Here is a 23,893-nt window from a genome sequence, read left to right as displayed (position 1 = left end):
ATACTTTTTTTAAAGTTCATACATTCTGGCTTCTAAAGCTTCTGGATATTCATCACAGTAATCTTCAAAAGCTGTTTTTAAGGGCTTCTTGTCTTTTTGATGGGCAAGTTCTGCTTGTATTTCTTCGACCACATCCCAAGCAGATGCACATTCTGGAGAATTTATGCCTTTGCTATCACAAATAATTCGCGCTTTTTTAATTTCGTCTTGTAGTTCTTGTTCTAATAAAATTGCGCGGGGGTTTTCTAGAGAACTACTGTGAGCTAAAATATCAGTGAGTGAAATAATTCCTAATAGAGTACCGCTAATTACTGGCGCACGATGGAGATGATGATCGGCAAATAATCTAGCTACATATTCTAAACTTAATTCGGGATTGACAACAATACAGGGTTTAGTCATTATTTCATAAACTCTTACCTGATTTGGGTCTTTAGCATAGGCGATTACTTTATAAACAATATCGCTTTCTGTGACGATGCCATAAGCATCTTGTGGATGACGACGATCTACAATTAATGCTCGCCAATCCCTCGCTTGCATTAATTTTACTGCTTCTGATACTGTTGCCGAACTGCGAATCATGGCAACGTCTTTGGTCATTATATCGGCTGCTGTTAACATATTTTACCTCTGAATAATTGAAGATAAAAAAAACAAGATTTCCTTACACAACTGGTACATTATTAACGTGCATCAGACTATATAAATATTGTAAATAAACAAACGAATTTTTGATATCTGACGCACCCTACAATGGATTTTTGGTGTGATATTTGCGTAAGTTATACGAATATTTAACTTAACCAAATTTGATTAAGTCGCGTCCTTCTAGATGGGGGTTTTCTCCTTTTAATAATGGTTCTAGTGCGGCACGAATCCGATAGGCTGAAGGTGGACAACCCGGTAAATAAATATCAACTGGGACTATGTAATGTACAGGTACAACTCGATCTAATAAGGGTGGAATTATTCCCGGTGCGTGGGGAATTTGTTGATTAAGATCGGCTTGTTGGATGTAAGCTAATTGAAGAGTAGGTTCAGCACCACCGAGAGGATTTCGTAAAGCGGTAACATTACCAGTTACAGCACAATCACCGAAGGAAATTAATGTTTTGCTGCGTTGTCTAATTAGATGAATTATATCTAGGTGTTCTTGATTAGCGATCGCTCCCTCCACCAACACCACATCTACACCTTCTGGATATTCTTTAATATCTGCAAATGGACTAAATACTAAATCTACTTGTGCGGCTAAATCAATCAACCATTCGTCCAAATCTAAGAAGGACATATGACAACCAGAACACCCACCCAACCAGACTGTTGCTAATTTTAAACGAGTCATTATTTCTCCATTTAACTATTAATTAATGTTCGCCATTCTTTAACTACAGAAACAGGAACATAAATATTGATAGATTTTGCCAAAGGAAGCGGTATTGCTAGAGTTAAAGGTGCTTGAGGTAATTGAGATAAAATTTCTGTAAAATCGTATTGACCAATAGTTGGTGCTGGTGCTTCATCTAAAAAAACATCAGTAGCAGTCCAAACTTTTCCTGTAGTTGAGGTAATTTTTAGAGGTTGGGGGTGAATCAATTCCGCAGTTCCAGGAAACCCAACTAAACGGAGATTGATAGTTGATTTGTGAGTAGGAGATGTTTGTTTAAATAGAACAACCTGCCAAACTTTTCCTGATTGATCATCTAATTTTACTTGTGAACGATAAATTACTTCTCCGGGTGTTGGTTCTAAACGATTAACAGCAGCAATTACCATTTCATCTGAGAGTGTCCCTAAACTCAGAAAGATAAATATCGTCAATGTTCCCAACAATAACAACCACCAAAATATCTTTTTCATGATTTTTTAAGTTCAATTAAACTAACTAAAAATTCCATTGTTTTTTCTCCCGTGCGGTGACTAAGAACTCAATAGTAGAGCGATCGCGCTTCATCTCTCCCACACTCGAACCCTTATTAAACAACGCCCCAGTAGGACAAGCATTCACACATTTACCACAAGAAGTACAAGTTTGAGAAGTACCCCAAGGCTGATTTAAATCAGTAATTACAAAAGATTTTGATCCTCTTCCAGCCATATCCCAAGTATGAGCGCCTTCGATTTCATCACATACCCGAATACAGCGAGTACAAAGGACACATCTATTGTGATCAACACCGAAAAGATGATGGGAATTATCAACAGAACGGTGAGGGAATTGGTAAGCTAAACGGACATGATCCATACCCATTTCAATCGCCAAATCTTGCAATTCACAATTACCATTAGCCACACAAACAGAACAAATGTGATTACCTTCAGCAAAAAGCATTTCTACAATAGTGCGACGGTATTTTTGTAAGCGATCGCTATTCGTGATCACCTCCATTCCCTCAGTCACCTTAGTCACGCAAGCAGGTTGTAACTTATTACTTCCAGCAATTTCCACCAAACACAGCCGACAAGCACCCACATCCCCCACACCTTCCAAATGACATAAAGTAGGAATATGAATACCCGCCTCTTGCGCCGTTTCTAGTAAAGTTTGATCCTCAACTGCGCTAACTAATTCACCATTAATTGTTAATGTTTTGACAGCCATAAAAATAATGAAGAGGGAACACGGATTTAACGGATTACACAGATGACACGGATTTCAAGATTATCCAATTACCAATTACCAATTACCAATCACCAATCACCAATCACCTAATCAAAGCCAAATATTCATCTCGAAAAAAACGTAAAGTGCTAAAAACAGGATTAGGTGCAGATTGACCCAAACCGCATAAACTGGTATGTTTCACCATGTCGCATAATTCCTCCAACAAATGCAAATCAGCCGGCGTTGCATCCCCTTGACGAAACTTAGATAACAAATCATGTAACTGGACAGTTCCCACCCGACAGGGAATACACTTCCCGCAAGATTCATCCATGCAAAATTCCATGAAAAAGCGGGCGACATCCACCATATTTGTGCTTTGATCCATGACAATCATCCCGCCAGAACCCATAATCGAACCCAGATTACTCAGGGATTCATAGTCTACAGGAGTAGCAAATTCTGAAGCGGGAATACATCCCCCCGAAGGACCCCCAGTTTGTACCGCTTTAGCAATACCGTCATCGGGAATACCACCACCCATTTCTTCGACGATTTGCTGTAAAGATGTCCCCATCGGTACTTCAATTAAACCCGTATTGCAGACCTTTCCAGCCAAAGCAAAAACCTTTGTACCTTTACTTTTCGCTGTCCCGATACTCGCAAACCAATCAGCACCTTTGCGAATAATAGAAGGTATATTAGCCAAGGTTTCCACATTGTTAATTAAAGTCGGATATCCCCACAAACCAGACTCAGCCGGATAGGGTGGACGGGGACGGGGGAGGCCGCGTTTTCCTTCAATAGAAGCCATTAATGCAGTTTCTTCACCGCACACATAAGCCCCCGCACCGATGCGGATATCTATTTTAAAATCAAAAGGAGATTCAAAGATTTGAGAACCGAGAAGACCGAGATGTTGGGCTTGACGAATGGCAATTTCTAGCCGACGAATAGCGATCGCATATTCTGCCCGAATATAAATATAACCTTGATTTGCACCGATCGCATAGGCAGCGATCGCCATCCCTTCTAAAACCCGATGGGGATCACTTTCCAACACACTCCGATCCATAAATGCACCAGGATCACCCTCATCTGCATTACAGATCACAAACTTCTTTTCCCCTGGAGACTTAGCCACAGTCGCCCATTTCAACCCTGTCGGATAACCAGCACCACCCCGTCCCCGCAAACCACTTTTGCTAATCGTCTCAACTACCTGATTGGGTTTCATCTCCCGCAACACTTGGTAGAGTGCTTGATAACCCCCCGCAGCAATATAAGATTGAATACGTTCTGGGTCAATTTTGCCACTGTTTTCTAGGACTATAGGGAATTGCGCGGTAAAAAATGGCTGATTTAGGTCACATTCTTGTAAATTCTCCTTTTCTCCATTAATAATTGCTTCTGCATCCTCTGGTTTCACTTTTTCATACAGCGTTGAATTTCCTGCGTTATCCACCTGAACCAATGTTCCTTGACAACACAAGCGCATACAACCCACACCGGAAACTTGTACAATATCCTCTAAACCCGCAGCTTTGACAGCAGCATCAAGATGATCTTTTACCGCTTGGGAATTAGCAGACAAACAACCCGCAGCAGTACAACAACGAATTTGTAGAGTTTTAGTTTGAGAAATTTCTTTTTCAGCTATTTCTAGTAATTCAGTTAGTTCCATTTTGCAACCATCCTTGGATGCGTTCAGAGACTAATTCCGGGTTTTGATGACCTAAAACTGTCCCATCAAATACTACCGCCGGCGCAATTCCGCAAGCACCGAGACATCTGGCCGTTGTTAGGGAAATTTGACCATCTGGGGTAGTTTCTCCAGCGCGAATCTGGATAGATTTTTCTAAACAAGTCAAAATAACTTGAGCGCCTTTGACATAACAAGCAGTACCGATACACACCACGCAATTATGAACTCCTTTCGGTGCGAGGGAAAACAGATGATAGAAAGTTGCTACCCCATAAACCCGACTGGGTGGTAATTTCAGGCTATGGGCGATGTAAAGTAATAAATCCAGTTCTAAATAACCAAACAGTTCCGAAGCCCGGTGAAGAATTTCAATTAGTGCATCTTGTTGATATTGATGACGCTTGATAGTTGCATCTAGCATCTTCAACCGTTTAGGGGGTGGAATTGAAGTTTCCATGATTTTTGACCTAAACAGGACTTACGCAAAATATAACTCTAACCCTCATTCCTCTGTGTTCTCTGTGTCTCTGTGGTTAGTTTATTCCGTAACTTCTACTAAATCAGCTTTAACTGCTGACACTGGCAGTTTCAGGGGTGATTTCAGTTGCTTTAGACTTAACAGGAAAATGTACAATATGGGCTGAACAAGGGGCATGATGTAAAACATAGTTACTCACACTACCGAGTAATAGTTCCGTCAGTCCAGAACGACCCCGCCGCCCCATGATAATCAAGTCAGCATCCCAACCTCTGGCTAACTCACAAATCATCCGCCCAGGACTACCAGAATTTTGTGTAAATTCAGTATCAACACCTACTGTATTTCCTTGGGCGCTAAAGGCTTGTAACATTTGCAAACCTTGATTTTTAAATTCTTGCCAAGTTTGTTGATATAATCTAAAACTTTGCTCACTCCACCCCGCAGAGTAATCAACATTAGATAACATTACTGAGTCGGGACTGCCTTCTTCCTCTGGAGATAAAACGTGTAATAGCATTAATTTAGCTGATGTTAATTTTGCTAAACCTAATGCTTGCTCAAATACCTCTTGTCCCATATCTGAGCGATCTAATGCGACTAAAATTTTGTTAAACATAGATTACCTGCCAGTGATATAAAAAGTTGGATAAATTGACCTAACCGCGATCGCCTTCTGAGGCTCTTGGTTGTACATCTATAATTATAACCAAACAATTTGAGGAACTTGTGAGGATGGATTCTCTAACAACACAATATACTGTAACTGTTCTTAATTTAATTTAATTTAATTTAGTTTTAGCGATCGCATCCACAAATATGATAAACTGAATGTATAATATTTACCGTTTTTGACTTTCCTAATTTTAAAAACTTTAATTCAGGCAAACTTTTAAGATGAAAATTTTAGTTGTAGAAGATGACAACTTAAATGCTTATGCACTCACAGCCGTTCTTACCAATCAAAATTATGCCGTTGAAGTAGCTACCGACGGTGAAGCAGCTTGGGATTTAATCGAAACCTATGATTATGATTTAATTCTTTTAGATGTGGTATTACCAAAACTAGATGGTATTAGTCTTTGTCGAAAAATCCGATCTAGCGATCGCCAAGTCCCAATTTTATTATTAACAGGTTGCGATAGTAGTCACGAAAAAGCCATTGGTTTAGATGCCGGTGCAGACGATTATGTAGTTAAACCCTTTGAACAAGAAGAATTAGTAGCCCGTGTTCGCGCCTTATTCCGTCGTGGCAGCATTACTTCTCAACCTATATTAGCATGGGGCAATTTACAACTAGATCCTAGTAGCTGTGAAGTCACCTACATCCAAAATACCCTTTCTTTAACACCCAAAGAATATGCACTATTAGAACTATTTATGCGAAATAGTCGCCGAGTTTTTAGCTGCGGTATGATTTTAGAACATCTGTGGTCTTGTGAAGATACACCAGGAGAAGAAGCCGTTCGCACCCATATTAAAGGATTGCGAATGAAGTTAAGAGCAGTGGGAGCAAATAGTGATTTAATCGAAACTGTATATGGAATTGGTTATCGTTTAAAACTTCAGGAACAGGAAGATATAAAACCTCAATTTCAGCAGCAAACCTTAGCAGCTATTGGGGGAATTTGGCAGAAATTTCGCGGACGGGTGAATGAACAGGTAAGTATTTTGGAGAATACTGCACAGATGTTAACTCCCGATTTGCAGCAAAAAGCAATGCAAGAAGCCCATACTTTAGCCGGTTCTTTAGGAACTTTTGGTTTACCGAATGCTTCCAAATTAGCAAAAAAAATTGAAAAGTTACTCAAATCTGCTCAACCCCTAAATGCAACCGACAAGAGTAATTTGCAAACTTGGGTGAAGTTATTGCGTCAAGAAATTGAAGGTAAAAAAACAGAAAAATGGCAAGATAAAGGAGAATTACCCCCAACTGATTACCCAGAATCGAAGATATTAGTGGTAGACGATGATCCGCAGATATTAGCATTGTTACAAACTTTACTTAGTCCTTGGGGATTGAGAGCGATCGCCCTCAACGATCCCCGACAATTCTGGAAAACCCTGGAAAATGTCCAGCCAGATATGCTAATTCTAGATGTAGAAATGCCCCATATCAACGGCATTGAACTATGTAAATTAGTTCGCAATAATCCCCAATGGAGTGAGTTACCAATTCTCTTTCTTACCGTCCATAACGATGCAGAAATAGTCAATCAAGTATTTAGCGTTGGTGCAGATGATTTTGTCAGCAAACCAATCATTGGCGCGGAATTAGTCACCCGAATTATTAACCGGTTAGAACGGGTAAAACTATTACGACGTATAGCTCAAACCTATAATAACCAACTCAATGAACTAGAATCAAAAGTTGCACAACGCACTGCTGAATTAATTACCCTTAATCAACAATTGCAGTCCCAACTAGAGGAAAAACAACACACAGAAGAAGCATTGCGAATTTCCCAAACTCGGTTTGAAGGAATTTTAAGCATTGCTGATGATGCAATTATTTCTATTAATATCAATCAGCAAATTACTTTATTTAATCAAGGTGCAGAAAAGATTTTTGGCTACTCTGCTGAAGAAGTGATGGGAAAACCCCTAGATTTACTATTACCAATACGCTTTGCTGAACAACATCGCCATCATGTCGCTGATTTTCGTACATCTCCTAATCTAGCCCGCAAAATGGGTGAAAGACGCGAAATATTCGGCCGTCGCAAAGATGGAACAGAATTTCCTTCTGAAGCTTCTATCTCCAAATTAGATATAGGTCATGAATGTGTTTATACGGTGATATTGCGTGATATAACTAATCGCAAACAAGTAGAAAAAATGAAAGATGAATTTGTGTCTGTCGTCAGCCACGAACTGAGAACTCCCTTAACTTCCATTCACGGTTCTTTAGGAATGTTAGCCAGTGGATTGCTACCAACAGATTCCGAACAGGCGAAACGATTACTACAAATTGCAACTGATAGCACTGATCGTTTAGTGAGGTTAATCAATGACATCTTAGACATTGAGCGCATTGAATCTGGTAAGGTAAAAATGAAACCAGAAATCTGCAATATTCAGGATTTAATTAATTCAGCAATCAATATCATGCAGCCTTTAGCCGATAAAGCTAACGTGAATTTATCTATTTATAACTTATCTATTCAACTATGGGCTGATCCAGATCGAATTATCCAAACTTTGACTAATTTGTTGAGTAACGCCATTAAATTTTCTCCTGCTGGTGCTACAGTTGCGCTGAAGGTGGAACAACAAAATGATCAAATGCTGTTAAGTATTCAAGATCATGGACGAGGAATACCACCTGATAAATTAGAAAGTATTTTCGAGCGGTTTCAACAAGTTGACTCTTCCGATTCGCGCAACCATGAGGGTACTGGTTTAGGCTTGGCTATTTGTCGCAGTATAGTACAACAACATAATGGAAATATCTGGGCGGAAAGTAAGTTGGCTGAAGGTAGCATTTTTAAGTTGACCCTGCCGATTTTAGTTTCTCCCTACTGACAATCATAGAGTTCAACCATAGAACCCTTTCAGTTCCTCCTACCTCTTGAAGTTATTAACTCAAGTTGCTAGTTATTAATTTTGCGGATATTTTGTAGTGTGTAGGGTGCGTCAGACAGAATAATTTAGGCTAAAATCACTAATTTTAAGTTTCTGACGCACCTTATTTGATCTAACTATCAACTTACGTTATTAGTCCTATAACAACATTAAAATGATGACAAAAAAACGAATTTTAGTAATTGATAATGAGGAATACATTCAAGAAATAGTCAAGATTTGCTTAGAAACTGTAGCAGGTTGGGAAGTAATCACCGCAGGTTCTGGGAAAGAAGGTATAGTTCAGTCCGAGATTCATCAACCAGACGCAATTTTACTAGATGTAATGATGCCAGATATGGATGGATTGACAGCTTTTGAGCATTTACAGGCAAATCCAGCAACAAAGGAGATTCCAATAATTTTATTAACTGCTAAAATTCAAGCTGCTGATCGTCACCGCTATGCTCAACGGGGAATCAGTAATGAAATAGCTTTCCAACCACCCAAAGTAATAGCTAAACCCTTCCAACCCTTAGAATTAGCGGCTCAAGTAGCAGCAGCTTTAGGTTGGAATTTGGATAAGTAGAAGATAATTTTATAGTTGCTCTATTTCCGTCTTTAATTGCATGATATCCGAATGTAATTCGATAAAATTAGGAAGATTAGGATATGTATTAATACCAGGTGGAGGAAGTACCGACTTAAAAAAAATATCTAAAGAAATGTATTTAGGCTGGACTATCTGCATAGCTTTTTGAATATCTTTACCATGAAACCAAATTACAGCAGTTTTCAACTATTTAAACCACACTCTTATTTTTTCTCGTCCTTTCTTACTTTGGGGTTGCTGAATTGAGGTATGAAATTGGAAAACCAAAAAAATGAAACTCTTACACTCTGCGCCTCTGCGTCTCTGCGTGAGATATAAAAATGTGGTTCATTCACCTGAAATATGTTGAAATTGGCAGCATCAAAAAGATCAGAATTTTATTGTTTTAGTTAGAAATTGGAAATTCTGGGATCTGAGACGAAATTGCCAAATATAATTCTTCTAATATTTGAGTTAATTCCTCAAGTGTATAATCATTGGATAACATATCAGGCTGTTCTATTTCATCAATCAATTGTTCTAGCTCAAGGGTTATATCATCCATCTTCTTAGGTAATTATTTGGATAAAAGAGAAGGTACAAATTTTGTTGATTTATGATGTTTATCCGTAAATTAGGGCTTTATTTTCATTTTATCAAAATTTTAGGTTTATTTACGGATTTGTCGATCGCTAATTACATCCATTCTGCTAACAAGCTACCATCTACCTCTTTCAACCATATAATGTTGATTGACTGATGGGTTATTTGAGGTTGGTCTAATACGGCTTGTGAGTTAACTTCAAATGTATTAACGTTAGCGTTTTGGGGAAAGCGGTTGTTAGTCGATTGCATTTTTTTAGTTTCTTTGGGGTTGATACTTATAATATTCACCTAATCTGACAAAATTAACAGTGATGAGACTATCTAGAAACTCGTGAATTTCATCACTTTTAAATCTGATGGAAATTAGTGAAAATCTGTGAGTTAAATTGATTTAATTTGTGAGCTATACTGCTACTGGATGTGATTGGTATCACTAAAACCTTGGTTAAAGTGTTCCAAAGCCAGTAACAAGGTCTAATCAAACTCGTTCCCTGTTCCCTCTCATCATGATAGACACTAACAACTTTCTGCTACGCAATCTTTGGTATTATGCCCTCCCTAGCCATGTTCTTAAACCAGGCCAGATGGTTGCTCGTACTTTTTTAGGAGAACCAGTTTTACTGACTCGGAGGTTGGATGGTCAGGTTTTTGCAGTGAAAGATATCTGTCCCCATCGTGCTGTACCATTAAGTTGTGGTCGATTTGATGGACAGGAAGTAGAATGCTGTTATCACGGCTGGCGATTTGATCCTGGTGGGCATTGTGTTGCGATTCCATCTCTATTACCAGAACAGAGTATGGATTTGAGTCGCTTTGATGTTCGATCCTATCCAGTCTATGAAACCCAAGGCAATATTTGGATATACATAGCAGATGGAGATAACTCTCAAACCAGTGATCCAGCAAAAGAAATTCCTGTAATTCCAGGTTTTAGTGAACAATCACCAGAATTAGTGGAGGTGATGCGGTTTCCCTGTTTTATCGATCATGCTGTGACTGGTCTGATGGATCCTGCCCATTCTCCCTATGTTCATCGTGTATGGTGGTGGAGAGCGGGTGAACTCCATGAGGAAGTGAAGCAATTTGATCCTTCGCCTTATGGCTTTACTATACGACGACATCAATTATCAGAGAGTATGGGTAGATTGTACTGGCTGATTGGTGGTGGGTTGCCAGAAGTAGAAATTTCTTTTCGCTTACCTGGAGTTAGGGTGGAAGAGATTACCCTGGGGAAACATCGAGTCTGTAATTTAACCGCAGTGACTCCTATTTCTGAGACTGAAACAGACGTAACTTTTGCCCTTTACGGAATACCTGCTGCGTTAAAAATATTCAAACCTTTGATGTATTTACTGGTGCGTCAGTTTTTGGGACAAGATCGAATGGTTGTGGAAAAACAGCAAATTGGATTGAAACATGATCCAGTGTTACGATTAATTAAGGATTCTGATATGCAAGCTCAATGGTACTATCAATTAAAACGGGAGTATGCTAGGGCTTTGTCAGAAAAACGGGAATTTGTTAATCCTGTTAAGAGTCAGATTTTACGGTGGCGTGCTTGAGTAATAGAAACAAGGACAGGAAACCCCCGCCCGACTGGATCTTACTGATCTAAAAACTGGGTTTAGTCTGTAGTTTGTAGGGTGCGTCAGACAGAATAATTTAGGCTAAAATCACTAATTTGAAGTTTCTGACGCACCTCATTTCTGTATTTTACTGATCTGAAAACTGGGTTTAGTTGCGTTTTTTTAGTAGGTCTTTGTAGATCGGAAAGTCAGGTTTGAGAAAATTACGCACAGCAGCAGTTATATCTTCTTGTTTGAGCAAAGGTTCTCCCATGATAACTGCATTCACACCAGCATCAGCAACAAAGGCTAAATCGGCAGAGTTTTCAATTCCTGATTCACTGAGGACTAGAATACCTAAGTTTTGGATGTGCGATCGCCTCTGTGCCATTAGTTGTTCGGTTATATTAATATCAACAGTAAAGTCTTCCCAACTGCGATTATTAATGGTTATTATGCGGGTATCGTCTAATTTTAGTACCCGATCTAATTCGGCTAAGTTGTTGACTTCGATCACAGCGTTCATCCCTAAATAGTGAATTACGGCTGTTAGGTTCTGTATTTGCTGATCTGTCAAAATAGCGGCGATTAGTAATACTGCATCTGCACCGGCCGCCCTAGCTAGATAAATTTGACAGGGATTAAGGATAAAATCTTTGCATAATAGCGGTACTGTGACCCGATAACGGATAGCACGCAGATGTTCAAATCCCCCCTGAAAAAATTTTTGGTCGGTGACAACAGAGATACAAGTTGCTCCTCCCCCTTCATAGGCTTTAGCGATCGCTATTGGCTCAAATTCTGTCCTAATTATCTCTTGATTAAGCGATGTTTTCCTGATCTCTGCGATTAAACTAGGTCGGTAAAGACTTTGCTGTATAGCCGTAAATAAATCACGAACAGTCGGGGCTGCTGTTAATTGACGCTGTAAAGAAGCCAAAGACATTTCTTTTTGAATTTGTTCAACTTCTAGCTTTTTCTGCCACACAATCTCTTTCAACATGGATTGTAGTCGATTGTTATAAATTGTACTTGGGTATGTCATGACTATCACCTGTTTTCTCCTAATTAGCAGGTAAATTTGACTTAGAACCAGCCAGTAGACAATTATTTTTGAGTAATCTGATATAAGTTCTGTAAGGAATGTAGTCCATTGGGTTGTAGCCAGAAAAACGTAAAATTAAAACACAAGCCCATGAATACTTGCCACATATAATTGCTTTAATTATTTCCTCTACTTCGTCTGTATTTATTTTCTTACCATTTGCTGTATTGGAATTAGCAAAATTTTGAGTCATGATCTGCACTCCTGTATCTAAATTTAAATTGGTCTATTAATGCAAGTTGCTAGTTATTAATTTTCGGATATTTTGTAGTAAGGGGGCAATGGACAAAATATTCGAGTTTGTATGGCTAACCCACCCAAGCTATCAGAAATCATTTAGGAGTCCTATAAGTAATGAGACAGAATTAATTACACAACTTACTTCTTTATTAAGCCTACTCAAAGTTCAACACGCCAGACATGAACTATTTTTTGATCAACCTGTCTATTTTTTCGCTCTTTACTTTTTTCTTGATTATCGTTTACTTCTCAAAACCAAAATTTTGACTACGTGGGTAAACAGAAAAAAACCAAAGATGTAACGAAAAGTAAAATTTCCCAAAATCTATTCCCTTGTCATAACGACAATTTTTAACGCTAACCTACTGATTGCTCGCTTAAATATTGTTAAATATATTATAGTGATCTGTATCACAGATTAACTGTAATTAGAATCACTATTAAATCTGGTGAAACTCAAAAGCTTTTTATTCCTTATGATAGATGTTTTGGTATATTCATCCATACTTTAATGCCTTACAGAGGAAAATAAGTGAATTTAAACTAAAAAGCGAAAATTTACTGGATTAACCAATGCTTAGAAATGTAAATTTAACTTAATTAAGTTTGACAAATTAATGTAGGTATGTTATAATCATTTTTTGTTTATTTGTTAATGACAAAAAATCTTGATAGAAAAGAAGTCTTGAGAAATTTTACTTTTCCTTACATATTTCTATTTTTCCCCGTCTACTTAGGACTTGTTAAATAAAGCTGAAACCTGAATAAAAAATGTTTTGATATGCAACTAAAGTGAAAATCTTGGTTTTTTATTGGTAGGATTAAATTTATTCAAACTACATTTATGGAAATGACTTTTGGCAGTCATAGTTATCTGTAGTATCCAACTTCTACAGATTACTCAGGACTATTGAAAGTCTGGAATTTGACAAAACCAGTTTACCTTAAGGGTTGATTAAATATATGGAGGATAATCTTGTTTTAATGCTTATACATTTGCCCAGGTGTTATTTGTGGGGCTTTACTCGATTATCAACTCAATTATTGTAAGTAGGGTTATGACTTCTGGAAATGTAACTTTAGATCAAGCTAATTTTCAGTTAAAAGTAGAAGCAGCAACGGAATTGGGATTTGCCAACTTACTGATTAATCAAACTATAGATGCAGCCTTTTGTCTAGGGAAGAATGGTAAATTTCTGTATGTTAACGATGCGGCTTGTCGAATTACAGAATATTCTCGTCAAGAACTACTGAGGATGACATTAAATGATATAGATGTGAATTTTTCGTTAGATACTTGGTTAGAAAAATTGCAATGTCTAGAAATGCAAGATTCCTTAACTTTTAAATCTCGCTACTGCACAAAGGGAGGAAGGATATTTTTAGTACAAGTTTCTATTAATTATCAAGAATATCAAGGTAAAAAAGTTGTTTCTGCCTTTGTTCGAGAACATAGTGATATAGAATTAGAGTTATATCAAGCTTTAGAGCAAGCACAACAACTCAGTGAACTGAGAGCGAATTTTGTTTCGATGCTCTGTCATCAACTTCGTACTCCGTTAAATGCTGTTTCTTTTTCTAATAGCTTACTCAAACGGCATATCAATGAATTGTCAAAGGATAAAATAGAATTATTGTTTGACCATATTCAAACAGGGGTTGAGCAGATAAACCAAATGTTAGATGATATTCTGTTTTTAGCACAAACGGAGTCAGCAAAAATTGAATGCGAGTCAGTACCTTTAGACTTGGTGGAGTTTTGTCATGATTTAATAGCACAAATTCCAATGAATGATGGTCATAAACCAATTAACTTTATTTTTCCAGATCATTGCTCGCCTGTTTGGATTAATAGTAAGTTACTAAAACCAATTTTAAGTAATTTACTAGATAATGCCATTAAATATTCTTCTGGGGAAAGTTTAGTAGATTTAAAATTGACCTATAAGCCTGAAAAGGTTATCTTTGAGATAAAAGATAGAGGATTGGGTATTCCTATCATAGATCAAGAAAAAATATTTGAACCATTTTGTCGGGGTAGCAATATTAATGATATTCCCGGTACTGGTATGGGTTTATCTATTGTTAAAAATCTTGTGGATTTACAAGGAGGTGAAATTAAAATGATTAGTGAAGTTGGTGTAGGAACAACATTTACTGTAATCTTACCATCAGTCAGGTGTTATGATTCTGGAGGTTAGATAGTTTCTATATTGATAAAGTTTGATGCTGTATTGAGATCCTCCTAAAATCCCCTGAGAGGGTGTTTGAAAAGTCTAAATTCATACTCGCCCTGGCGACTAGAAGTCGCGGCTATACAGACAAAACCCACCTTCGTGGGTTTCAAACCCTTAATCTTTCGTTAATCCACGCAGGTGGACTTAGCTTGTGTAGTAGTGTATCCCTTACGGGAGCCGGAGGCTCTATTATATTCGCCCAAAACTTTTAAAACATCCCCTGACAAAGGGGGGCTTTGAACCTTGATTGCGGGTAACTGAGGGTGCTTGATACGTGAGCAGATAGAACACATTAAAGGTAGAGAAACCCCACCTCTACAGATTTAGTGATTTACTGAATGCCTTGATTATTTTATGTTTGCATAATACTCATCACACACTATCGTAATCATTCCTTTCCAAAAATTTTATTGGTTACAACAATGATGAGCAAATTGTCGAAAAAGATTCTTGTGATTGAAGATGATGCTTTGAATCGCAATTTATTTTTAATTGGTCTTGAAACTAAAGGTTTTGAGACGATAGGTGCAGAAAATGGACTGATTGGGATTGAGAAAGTTCAAGAATATTTACCCGATTTAGTCATTTGTGATCTGGTGATGCCTGATCTGGATGGTTACGATGTTTTGGCTAGGTTGCGTCAAAGTCCGATAACGGCAATTATACCTTTTATTTTTCTCACAGCTAGTAATAGTCAGGAATCAAGGAGAAAAGCGATAGAATTGGGGGCAGATGATTATATTAGCAAACCTTGTACAGTGGATGAGTTGGTTAGAGCGATCGCTATTCGATTAGAAAAACACGCGCTGCTCAAAAATTGGTATAGTAATCACCCTTCTAAGTCTTCACCATTGCCAGATACACTACTAATTAATCCAGAGTCCATTTTTCCCCCTATTCCCCACCTAAAAGAAGTTTTTGATTTTATTGAGCTTAATTATCACCGAGGAATTACTTTATCTGATGTTGCAGATGCAGTGGGTTATTCTCCTGCTTACTTAACCCATCAAGTTAATAAACAAACGGGGGTAACTGTAAATAACTGGATTGTCAAACGTCGCATAGCAGCAGCATATCCTTTATTGACTAATACTAATCAGACAATTGAAGAAATTGCCACCAAATTGGGTTATCAAGATTCCTGTTATTTTTCTCGTCAATTTCGCCAATATAATGGGTTATCTCCGAATACTTGGCGAAAGCAACAGCAAAGGATTCAAGCTGCTAAAAAGGCAAAGTTACAGTTTCTCAGAAATCCAGATTTAACAGAGCGGATTCCCTGTTAATTTGTAAGTATTTAGGATTTACGCGCTGTACAAAATGCAGATGATATGTATGAAGGAAATTGTCTAGTTTCACGCTTTTGTCATCCCATATTAGTGCGGTGCGTCAGATAGAGGAAGTCTGTTAGATGCTCAATTATCGGGTCTGACGCACCCTACAAGAGATAGAATTGATCATGCTTCATAAAAGCTGTTCGAGTTCAATGTGATGATTTCGAGAAAATCTAACTTCTCTCTACTCCTGACTCCTGACTCCTGACATTAATTTTCCTTGGGTTTTGTTAACTGCTGTATTAATAACTGTACTGCTAACGCTAACAATCCCAAGGTAACGATCGCAAATATTGCCATTCCTAAAGCTACTATACCCACAACTAAAGTCCGAACGGCTGAACCAATATTCATTACCATGGGGTTATCTGAATGGATGGGTTTAGCTGCGAAGGTGGTAGCGATCGCAATCATTAAAGAGTACATTGCATAAGCTAGTCCTCCAGAAATTGTTGCCCCTGTAATACAGCGTAGTGGGGTTGGTGCGGGGGTAGAAGAATCTGGGGTGATATTTGGTTCATTCATGGTGCTATCTTGATTCCATGGGAAATAGTGCGGGTTATAAACAATTCTAAATCCTGATCAGGAATTGCTTCCCGGATCTGCTGTTTAACAATGGTTGCTTGTTGTGGGGATTCAACGATCGCAAATACCGAAGGTCCAGAACCAGACATCATTGTTCCTAAAACACCTGGTTGACGTGCGAACAGTTCCCGCAACTCTAAAACTTGGGGATAGGTTGGTAAGACCACCTTTTCTAAATCATTATGTAGTTTTTGGGCGATCGCTGTGGGATCTTTTGCTAAAATTGCTTTGACCATTTCTCCCGAATGGACTGCGTTAGCACGGGCTGTTAAACTGTCGGTATCCCTAAGATAAGTATCACCAAACTGTTGTCGATAGGTGTTATAAGCCCAACCTGTGGAAACTTCCAAACTGCGATATTTTGCTAATACTATATGTAAGTGATCTAAATTGGGTAAAGGGGATAATTGCTCACCTCTACCTGTAGCGATCGCACTTCCCCCAGCAATACAAAATGGCACATCAGAACCCAGACTAGCTGCCAGTTCTGCCAATTCTGACTGAGTTAATCCCAAATTCCACATTAAATCTATCCCTACTAACACTGCTGCGGCATTTGTCGATCCTCCTGCCAATCCTGCCGCCACGGGGATATGCTTTTTAATAGTTATGTCAATTCCGCCAAAATTGCTAAAAGCGTCGGGGAATTGTGCCGCCATCAGTTCTGCTGCCCTGTATGCCAGATTACTTTTATCTGTCGGTACTTGAGGATGGTTACAGTGAACGCGGAAGGTGTCAATACTCAGGGGTTGGAGATAAATTTGGTCTGCAAGATCAATGGTTTGCATGATCATTGCTAACTCATGATATCCATCAGCGCGGTCGCCGATGATTTCTAAATACAGATTGATTTTGGCTGGTGCTATCAGGTTATATGAACGCATTTTTAATAAAAATTATTAAATCAGGAGTATGTAATTATTCAGGATAACAGAATAGCGATCGCAGTTATCCGTTCGATAATAATGTTATTATAAAATAAGCCTTACGCCACCTGTTCTGGATAAACTAAAGCAATTTAGGCTATAATTGTCACAAAACTAATAGAGTTTTTATATGAATACACTAGAAATTCGTGAACAAATTCAAAAATATGTTGATCAATTATCACCAGAAAGACTATTAGTAGCGGCTGATTTTTTAGCGTATTTAGCAGACAAAGAAGATAATGATGCAACCCAAGAGCTATTGAAGATCAAGGGTTTTAAAGAAGCATTTTTAAAAGCAAAAAAGAATGTTGAAGAAGGTAAGGTAATTTCTGTTGAACAACTCAAGCGAAAATATTAACCAGTACACAGTTATTATTGGTATTGACGCTCAAGAATTTTTTGAAGCCTCTTCTGCTTCTTTACAAAAAAAATTAGACCGTTGTTTTGAACGTTTAAAGATTGAGCCTCGTAATTATCCTAATATCAAACCGTTGAAAGGTGAGCTTTTAGGTTATTATCGTTATCGTGTAAGTGACTATCGAGTAATTTACAAAATAGATGATAATATAAAACAAGTAACAATTATTTTGATTGAACATCGCAGCAGAGTTTATGAATAATAGTTCTTCAGTACCTAATATGCAAAATCTGGGCATAAAAAATAAAGCATAATTTTGAAGATTATTGCCTCTTTTCCCTGCTATAACTGATTGACCAAAGATACCCATTGTGCTACGCTGAGGTCTTCAGCCCGGACTTGGGGATTGATATTTAATTGTGCCAGTAATTCAGTCAAGCGATCGCGATCGATCACCGATTGCAAATTATTTCTTAACATTTTCCGCTTGGACGCAAACCCCAACTTGATCAAAGTCTCTAACCGCTTAGGATCTTGGGCTGGAATAGCTATTTGTTGAGGAATTAACCGCACTACAGCCGAATCAACCTTTGGTGGTGGATAAAATGCAGATGCGGGAACTGTGCAGATTAATTCACATTTGGCTAAATATTGCACCCGCACAGATAACGCCCCAAAGGTTCTTGATCCTGGTTGAGCATATAATCTTTCAGCTACTTCTTTTTGAACCAACAATACAATAGAATCAAAAGGTTCTGGGTTAGGATTACTAATAGTCCCCAATAATTTTTCAATAATTGGACCAGTGATATTGTAGGGGATATTAGCCACCACTTTATTTAATTTTTGAAAATCAGAAAAAGCCTTGAGTTGAGATACTAAATCAAGGTTGAGAAAATCTCCTTGGAGAAGTAAAAAATTATCTTTTTTACCTAATTGTTTAACGAGTAATTCGCATAAGTCTCTGTCAATTTCTACAGCGACTAGATATTTTACCAAAGGTAGTAATCGACGAGTTAGGATTCCTGTACCAGGGCCTATTTCCAGAATGCGATCGCTCTCTTGACACTCTGCTGCTTTGACAATTGCATCAAGAGCTTTTTCACTTTTGAGCCAATGTTGAGCAAATTGTTTACGGGGTTGAACCATTTATTTAGTAGATTTTAAATTTTAGAGTTTCATTATACAATATTAAAAGTAGGAATATGTCTCACGCAGAGGCAAGCCAGTGCGTTGGGCGGGTTTCCCGACTTGTAGCAACTGGCGCGCAGAGGCGCAGAGAGTAAGAGTTTGGGAGATTCAATTCTTAATTTTTTACTGGTAGCGTAAACCAGAAATTTAGTCCTTGGGATTGCTTCCTAATTGCCCCAATTTCTCCACCATGGGCTTGAATAATTTGCCGACAGATGTACATTTGTAAACCAATCTGAGTAGAACAAGGGGATTGAGGATCACGCACGTATAAATCAAACAAGCGATCGCACTCGTGTTTACTCATGGTTGCACAGTGATCTTGAATTTGCACACGAATCACACCCTGGATCACTTTGGCATTAAGGGTAAATTTTACTCCGGGGGGGTTATGTTGTAAACTATGGGTAAATAAATTGGTGAATACTCTTTTTAACTTCTTTGCATCTACCATAACTGGCGGTAAATCCGCGCTCATCAAATTGATCACGCTGGCTTGATTGTTACAAAACAAAGGTTGTAAATCTACTAGAATTTCTTTAACTAATGTGTTAAAATTGGTTAGGTGACAATCGAGAATCACACCTTCTTGATCGCCACAATGAACCTCCAATAACGAGTCAATCATACCCAATTGGCGATCGCTACCGTGAATCATCCGTTCAATCACCGAAGCACAGACAGAAATACGGGAATTATCGCACCTTTGGCTATTGAGTAAATGCTTTAGCACCATTAAATTACCCATCAGAGAAGTTTTCAAATCATGGGCGACAGTGTGCCATACTACATCTTTGACCCGATGTAGTGCTTCCAACTCCTGCATTTTTTGTTTTAGTTCTGATGTCCGTTCTTCAACTTGACGTTCTAAATTATTATTGAGAGTAGCAAGTTTTTGATAAATTAAACTTTGCTGAGTCGCATATTTACATTTTGTGATATCTTCAACAATAGCTAACACTTCATCATTCCCACTAGCCACCAACCGCGCTTGATAGAATCTTTTACCAATTGGAGTTATGATTGCATATTCCCAGAATTGCCAAGTTTTAGAAGCCAAAGTTTGAGCAATTAGCTCTTTACCAACTTTTGCCACATCACTAGGTAAAATATCCTCTAAATTTTGACCAATAATTTCTGCTGGCGACAGAGGAAAATTTATCTGATTCCCCCGCATATCTAAATATTCACCATCACGACTGATGCGAAACATCAAATCAGGGATAGCATCTAATAGAGCCTGATAACGCTCCTCACTTTCGCGTAATTTATCTACTGATTGGGAGTGGCTAATAATATCCATGCACAAACGCCAAAGAAGGGGGAAAACAAACTTTACCAAATACCATCCTTTTAGGGTATATTCCATTGAGAGCGATCGTATTCACCCAATCGGGTGAACTCAAGAAAAACTTTTTATTAACCAGATAATGATCAAAAATATTGAAAACACCTTAAAAGTTGCCAACAAAGCCTTTGAATATTTTCAACATGGTTTAGCAACTGGAGAATGGACAGAATTTTTAGAAATGCTCACAGATGACTTTACATTTTGGTTTCCTATGGGCAAATTCCACGGCTTAAATCAAGGAAAAGAGCGAGCCAAAGAATTTTTCCAATACGTTTATGAATCATTTCCAGATGGATTAAATTTAACCCTAGACCGCCAAACCAGCAACGAAACCACAGTAGTATTTGAGTTTCGTGACGAAGGTAAATTATTTGGACAACCTTACAAAAACCGTGTAGCCATTTCCTTAGATGTGCGAGAAGATAAAATTTGCAGCTACCGAGAATACTTTGGTAGTGATGGTAAATCTTATTAGTTTGTAGTTTCTAGTGTGCCTCAGTTTGTAGGGTGCGTCAGACCCGATAATTGAGCATCTAACAGATATTCTCTATCTGACGCACCGCACTATGACAGGGAACAGGGAACAGAGTTGAAAGTCTTGTATGAAGTCCCCCGATAATGTTGTATCTCATTCAACTGCATACCGCACTAATGTGAGATGACAAACGTTAATTATTGTCAACATTTAACCGATTAATCTCCAGACATTTAGCCTTTGCTGCTTGAAAAGCCGTTAAATAATCCTGACCACCCAACATCACATCACCATAATACTCATAAGGAGTCTTACCGTAAATTGGTAAAGGATCATCTTCAGGATAGTCTTCTTGTGATTCTTCAACAATTGCTTTAAGTTTCTTAACAGTCAAAGTTTGAGCAGTAAAATACCAAAGTTCTTGGGGATTTTTTTGGATATGAGGTAAAGTAGGATCAATAATCACCTCATTTAACTCAATCCAGCCATGTTCCATAGGTTGATATGGCTGTCCAGCAAATACTAAAAACCCCTGAACATAAATTGCTCCCTCAGTTATCAATGCCGCTTTGTAAGCATTATTGAAAGGTTTGTTAGCCTTACTTTTGATACTTTTAGCAATTTGCTTGGACCGAATTTCATCTAATAATTTACTCATAACTAATAACGTCAATTGCTATTAATTTCTACAAAGTGCATTTCCAGAGCTTTTTATCCCTAAAACAGACAAACTTACTCAAATAGTGGATTGTGTCCCACTTATTATACTTTATTAGACCAATTTAACCTTATTTTAGCAAAACTTAGTTATTTTGCAACTTGGATATTATACTTACAATATATATGTACTATCGCATTTAGACTTCCTTCTCTCCTCAAATAAAATTTTGTAAAGTTTGTATAAAACACGGAATATGATATTTAGCATAATTATTCTGTTCTGAGTAAAATTTAGCTATTTGCCTTAATAATTCATCCCTAAATACCTCCTCTGTATTAGTCCAATCACTTGGTGGTTTAATGTCTTCCCAATAGTCCTCTTTAGTGTTTTTATCCTTAACTTTTTTAAGCATTAATAAGGCATAAATTAACTCATTCCTGCGTGTTTCATCTGAATTTTCAAACTGTTCTTTCCAGGAATCACGTAACTTTTCTAGATCTGTACAATCTAATCCTGAACAATGACTAATGCGATTAGAAACCTTTGATAAGTTATTTTCTAAATCATTACTATTAATAATAGCATTTGCCATAGTAATATAAATATCTTCAAGAATAAGTTTTTGACTATTATACATAGGAACATTGATGTAATTATCAAAAACTTCTTGCAGTTCAGGTATGATAAAATATGCTTCTTTGTGAATTAATCCCGTCACCCAAATGCGATGATTCCTGGCATTTTCCTCATTAATTTGACCTTGGTGATAAAGATTTAAGAAAATTTCTTCTGTATTAGAGAAACCGTAATTATCAATATTTTGGGACTGTAAATCTAAATCAACTATAGCAAACAGCTTATCAGGATTTAAGTATGACTCTCTACTACCTTCTTCATGTAATTCTAAAAGCTTAAAATAAGTATCTATAACACCTGTTCTACCTTGACAATTAAAAAATTCTGGTTTGTATGTTTTCCATGTCTTTGGAATGCATTTTATATAAAAATCTGCATCTGGCATTTGCTTCATTTTTCCGTAATTTACTGTTGTTTCGTCACTTAAGTTTAAAATACTACCTTGACCCTCGCACAAAACAACAATTCTCTGTCTAATGTTTGGATTTCCCAGAATTTCGTTACAATGTTGCATTAGTTTTTTTTGATAAGTATTCATAGTGGAATATTATTATCTGATTTGATAAGTTTTGGTTCTAATTCCCTGACATGAGCCGGCGTAAGCGCTCGACATAATTGATAAGAATGAGTTGCTAGAATATATTGATTACTAGGAGACCATTCCTCTAAATCTCTAATTATTTCATATTGCCAATCTGGATGAAATCCTATTTCAATTTCATCCATGAGAACAATAGCATCTTCGATTTTATTATATTTTAGCCACATATAAATACTCAATCTTTTTAATTCACCATGACTTAAATCTTCAGGATAAAGTTCAATATTTTCATTATTTGTATCTAACTTGAAGGTGATTTTGGAGAAATCTGTAGAAATATTCACTTTTTTATTAACTAACAATAAATTTAACTCAGCTAATAATTCTTTATATCGCTTACCATACTCACCTTCAGTCTCAATAGCAGTTTTAAAATCTTCATCTCTAGCATTTGTGAATACTTTAATTAATAAATCTACCGGAGCAAAATCATAAGTGAAAAATCCTGGTAATTTTGATTTAGATAATTTTAAATCTGAATCATATTCTTTATCACCATTTTGTTGAAATAATAGGCTTCTGGACTTTTGAGAAGTAAATAAAAAAACTTGACTAATTGGAGCAGATAAGAATATTTTATTGGATATTTTATTTAACCACGATGTTGCTTTGTATGCCTCTAATTTATGACTATTTTTGCATAATAAACATTCATTCTTATTGTTATTTACCTGTGAAGAGTAATCACAAATATATATTATATCTTCTTCATATTTTAATATATTCTCATAATAAATTTTATTACAAACTAGAAATTTAAATTCAATTTCAACTTCTTTTTTATCATCCCAAATTTTGATGATAGCTAATACTCTATCACTAGAATCATCATTAAGTGTAAAGCCATATAATAAATTTTCTATATAATGGTGTCTGTATGGATTTGTGCAGCAATGTAATAACACAAAAACTAATTGTAAAAGTGTACTTTTACCGCCTCCATTTAGACTTCCTAAAGGAAAGATATTAGGGACAAACCTTCTATCAAACTTAATGTCAACATCTTTCAAAACTCGAAAATCGGGTATTTGAACTTGTAATAACTTCATTATGAATTGTCTCCCTTAAAAAT

At 37.2% G+C, this 23,893-nt stretch carries 27 protein-coding genes; 8 read left to right on the top strand and 19 right to left on the bottom strand.

From position 1 onward, the window contains the following. Positions 1-9: 9 nt before the first annotated feature. From VB711_RS18325 to VB711_RS18295, 7 genes are all read right to left on the bottom strand, one after another. Positions 10-624: a CP12 domain-containing protein gene (locus VB711_RS18325; protein WP_323287653.1), complete on the bottom strand. Its 615-nt coding sequence runs from the start codon at positions 622-624 to the stop codon at positions 10-12. A gap of 178 nt (positions 625-802) precedes the next feature. Continuing rightward, positions 803-1,348: an oxidoreductase gene (locus VB711_RS18320; RefSeq protein WP_323287652.1), complete on the bottom strand. Its 546-nt coding sequence runs from the start codon at positions 1,346-1,348 to the stop codon at positions 803-805. A gap of 11 nt (positions 1,349-1,359) precedes the next feature. Beyond that, the gene (locus VB711_RS18315) at positions 1,360-1,863 is read right to left on the bottom strand and encodes a DUF3122 domain-containing protein (protein WP_323287651.1); all 504 of its coding nucleotides are present in this window, start codon (positions 1,861-1,863) and stop codon (positions 1,360-1,362) included. A 25-nt stretch (positions 1,864-1,888) separates the two neighbouring features. Further along, a complete protein-coding gene (gene hoxU / locus VB711_RS18310; RefSeq protein WP_323287650.1) occupies positions 1,889-2,605 on the bottom strand; it encodes a bidirectional hydrogenase complex protein HoxU in 717 nt (238 codons plus the stop codon). Between the two features lie 103 nt (positions 2,606-2,708). After that, on the bottom strand, positions 2,709-4,292 hold the full coding sequence (gene nuoF / locus VB711_RS18305; RefSeq protein ID WP_323287649.1) for an NADH-quinone oxidoreductase subunit NuoF: 1,584 nt from the start codon (positions 4,290-4,292) through the stop codon (positions 2,709-2,711). After that, positions 4,279-4,770, bottom strand: a complete 492-nt coding sequence (gene hoxE / locus VB711_RS18300) for a bidirectional hydrogenase complex protein HoxE (RefSeq protein ID WP_323287648.1) — start codon at positions 4,768-4,770, stop codon at positions 4,279-4,281. Before hoxE ends, nuoF begins: the two co-directional genes overlap by 14 nt. A 109-nt stretch (positions 4,771-4,879) precedes the next feature. Further along, positions 4,880-5,410, bottom strand: coding sequence for a universal stress protein (locus tag VB711_RS18295; RefSeq protein WP_323287647.1), 531 nt, complete (start codon positions 5,408-5,410; stop codon positions 4,880-4,882). A 278-nt stretch (positions 5,411-5,688) separates the two neighbouring features. Here VB711_RS18295 and VB711_RS18290 point away from each other — a divergent pair, with 278 nt between their 5' ends. Both VB711_RS18290 and VB711_RS18285 read left to right on the top strand, forming a co-directional pair. After that, positions 5,689-8,316 (top strand): response regulator, encoded by a 2,628-nt coding sequence (locus tag VB711_RS18290; RefSeq protein WP_323287646.1) that lies wholly within the window; start codon positions 5,689-5,691, stop codon positions 8,314-8,316. Positions 8,317-8,533: 217 nt separating this feature from the next. Beyond that, positions 8,534-8,944 carry a response regulator gene (locus tag VB711_RS18285; protein ID WP_323287664.1) on the top strand — a complete coding sequence of 137 codons (411 nt, stop codon included), beginning with the start codon at positions 8,534-8,536 and terminating at the stop codon, positions 8,942-8,944. Positions 8,945-8,953: 9 nt separating this feature from the next. Here the strand turns inward: VB711_RS18285 and VB711_RS18280 are convergent, their stop codons facing one another. The 3 genes from VB711_RS18280 to VB711_RS18270 form a co-directional block, all read right to left on the bottom strand. Beyond that, positions 8,954-9,154, bottom strand: coding sequence for a hypothetical protein (locus VB711_RS18280; RefSeq protein ID WP_323287645.1), 201 nt, complete (start codon positions 9,152-9,154; stop codon positions 8,954-8,956). Positions 9,155-9,353: 199 nt separating this feature from the next. Next, positions 9,354-9,512, bottom strand: coding sequence for a hypothetical protein (locus VB711_RS18275; protein ID WP_323287644.1), 159 nt, complete (start codon positions 9,510-9,512; stop codon positions 9,354-9,356). Positions 9,513-9,643: 131 nt separating this feature from the next. Then, on the bottom strand, positions 9,644-9,802 hold the full coding sequence (locus VB711_RS18270; protein WP_323287643.1) for a hypothetical protein: 159 nt from the start codon (positions 9,800-9,802) through the stop codon (positions 9,644-9,646). 257 nt (positions 9,803-10,059) lie between these two features. Between VB711_RS18270 and VB711_RS18265 the strand changes: the two genes are divergently transcribed. Beyond that, entirely contained in the window at positions 10,060-11,115 is a 1,056-nt protein-coding gene (locus VB711_RS18265) for an aromatic ring-hydroxylating dioxygenase subunit alpha (RefSeq protein WP_323287641.1), read from the top strand. A gap of 172 nt (positions 11,116-11,287) precedes the next feature. Here VB711_RS18265 and VB711_RS18260 read toward each other — a convergent pair whose 3' ends face one another. Next, on the bottom strand, positions 11,288-12,163 hold the full coding sequence (locus VB711_RS18260) for an indole-3-glycerol phosphate synthase TrpC (protein ID WP_323287639.1): 876 nt from the start codon (positions 12,161-12,163) through the stop codon (positions 11,288-11,290). 19 nt (positions 12,164-12,182) lie between these two features. Further along, positions 12,183-12,416, bottom strand: a complete 234-nt coding sequence (locus tag VB711_RS18255; protein ID WP_323287638.1) for a HetP family heterocyst commitment protein — start codon at positions 12,414-12,416, stop codon at positions 12,183-12,185. 1,105 nt (positions 12,417-13,521) lie between these two features. Here VB711_RS18255 and VB711_RS18250 point away from each other — a divergent pair. Both VB711_RS18250 and VB711_RS18245 read left to right on the top strand, forming a co-directional pair. After that, positions 13,522-14,664, top strand: coding sequence for a sensor histidine kinase (locus VB711_RS18250; protein ID WP_323287637.1), 1,143 nt, complete (start codon positions 13,522-13,524; stop codon positions 14,662-14,664). 458 nt (positions 14,665-15,122) lie between these two features. Further along, positions 15,123-15,986, top strand: coding sequence for a DNA-binding response regulator (locus VB711_RS18245; protein ID WP_323287636.1), 864 nt, complete (start codon positions 15,123-15,125; stop codon positions 15,984-15,986). Positions 15,987-16,244: 258 nt separating this feature from the next. On the opposite strand, the gene VB711_RS18240 is transcribed toward VB711_RS18245, so the two are convergent. Together VB711_RS18240 and ispE are read right to left on the bottom strand one after the other, a co-directional pair. Further along, complete coding sequence (locus VB711_RS18240) at positions 16,245-16,559, bottom strand: DUF3082 domain-containing protein (protein ID WP_323287634.1); 315 nt, start codon at positions 16,557-16,559, stop codon at positions 16,245-16,247. After that, positions 16,556-17,503, bottom strand: coding sequence for a 4-(cytidine 5'-diphospho)-2-C-methyl-D-erythritol kinase (gene ispE / locus VB711_RS18235; protein ID WP_323287633.1), 948 nt, complete (start codon positions 17,501-17,503; stop codon positions 16,556-16,558). The genes VB711_RS18240 and ispE overlap by 4 nt, the downstream gene beginning before the upstream one ends. A gap of 172 nt (positions 17,504-17,675) precedes the next feature. Here ispE and VB711_RS18230 point away from each other — a divergent pair, with 172 nt between their 5' ends. Together VB711_RS18230 and VB711_RS18225 are read left to right on the top strand one after the other, a co-directional pair. After that, positions 17,676-17,906: a hypothetical protein gene (locus VB711_RS18230; RefSeq protein ID WP_323287632.1), complete on the top strand. Its 231-nt coding sequence runs from the start codon at positions 17,676-17,678 to the stop codon at positions 17,904-17,906. Beyond that, entirely contained in the window at positions 17,881-18,168 is a 288-nt protein-coding gene (locus tag VB711_RS18225) for a type II toxin-antitoxin system RelE/ParE family toxin (protein ID WP_323287631.1), read from the top strand. Before VB711_RS18230 ends, VB711_RS18225 begins: the two co-directional genes overlap by 26 nt. 80 nt (positions 18,169-18,248) lie before the next feature. On the opposite strand, the gene rsmA is transcribed toward VB711_RS18225, so the two are convergent. Further along, entirely contained in the window at positions 18,249-19,055 is an 807-nt protein-coding gene (gene rsmA, locus VB711_RS18220) for a 16S rRNA (adenine(1518)-N(6)/adenine(1519)-N(6))-dimethyltransferase RsmA (RefSeq protein ID WP_323287629.1), read from the bottom strand. A 157-nt stretch (positions 19,056-19,212) separates the two neighbouring features. Then, a complete protein-coding gene (locus VB711_RS18215; protein ID WP_323287628.1) occupies positions 19,213-20,466 on the bottom strand; it encodes a HAMP domain-containing sensor histidine kinase in 1,254 nt (417 codons plus the stop codon). 61 nt (positions 20,467-20,527) lie between these two features. On the opposite strand from VB711_RS18215, the gene VB711_RS18210 reads away from it, so the two are divergent. Then, on the top strand, positions 20,528-20,923 hold the full coding sequence (locus VB711_RS18210; protein WP_323287627.1) for a nuclear transport factor 2 family protein: 396 nt from the start codon (positions 20,528-20,530) through the stop codon (positions 20,921-20,923). 193 nt (positions 20,924-21,116) lie between these two features. On the opposite strand, the gene VB711_RS18205 is transcribed toward VB711_RS18210, so the two are convergent. From VB711_RS18205 to VB711_RS18195, 3 genes are all read right to left on the bottom strand, one after another. Further along, entirely contained in the window at positions 21,117-21,581 is a 465-nt protein-coding gene (locus tag VB711_RS18205; RefSeq protein ID WP_323287626.1) for a hypothetical protein, read from the bottom strand. Positions 21,582-21,798: 217 nt separating this feature from the next. Next, positions 21,799-22,758 carry a hypothetical protein gene (locus VB711_RS18200; RefSeq protein WP_323287624.1) on the bottom strand — a complete coding sequence of 320 codons (960 nt, stop codon included), beginning with the start codon at positions 22,756-22,758 and terminating at the stop codon, positions 21,799-21,801. Then, the gene (locus VB711_RS18195) at positions 22,755-23,870 is read right to left on the bottom strand and encodes an AAA family ATPase (protein ID WP_323287623.1); all 1,116 of its coding nucleotides are present in this window, start codon (positions 23,868-23,870) and stop codon (positions 22,755-22,757) included. The genes VB711_RS18200 and VB711_RS18195 overlap by 4 nt, the downstream gene beginning before the upstream one ends. Between the last annotated feature and the right edge of the window lie 23 nt (positions 23,871-23,893).

The sequence above is a fragment of the Cronbergia sp. UHCC 0137 genome (assembly GCF_034932285.1).
Lineage (GTDB): Bacteria > Cyanobacteriota > Cyanobacteriia > Cyanobacteriales > Nostocaceae > Cronbergia.
Note: the sequence above shows the minus strand (reverse complement) of the source record. Positions and strands in the feature narration are given on the sequence as shown.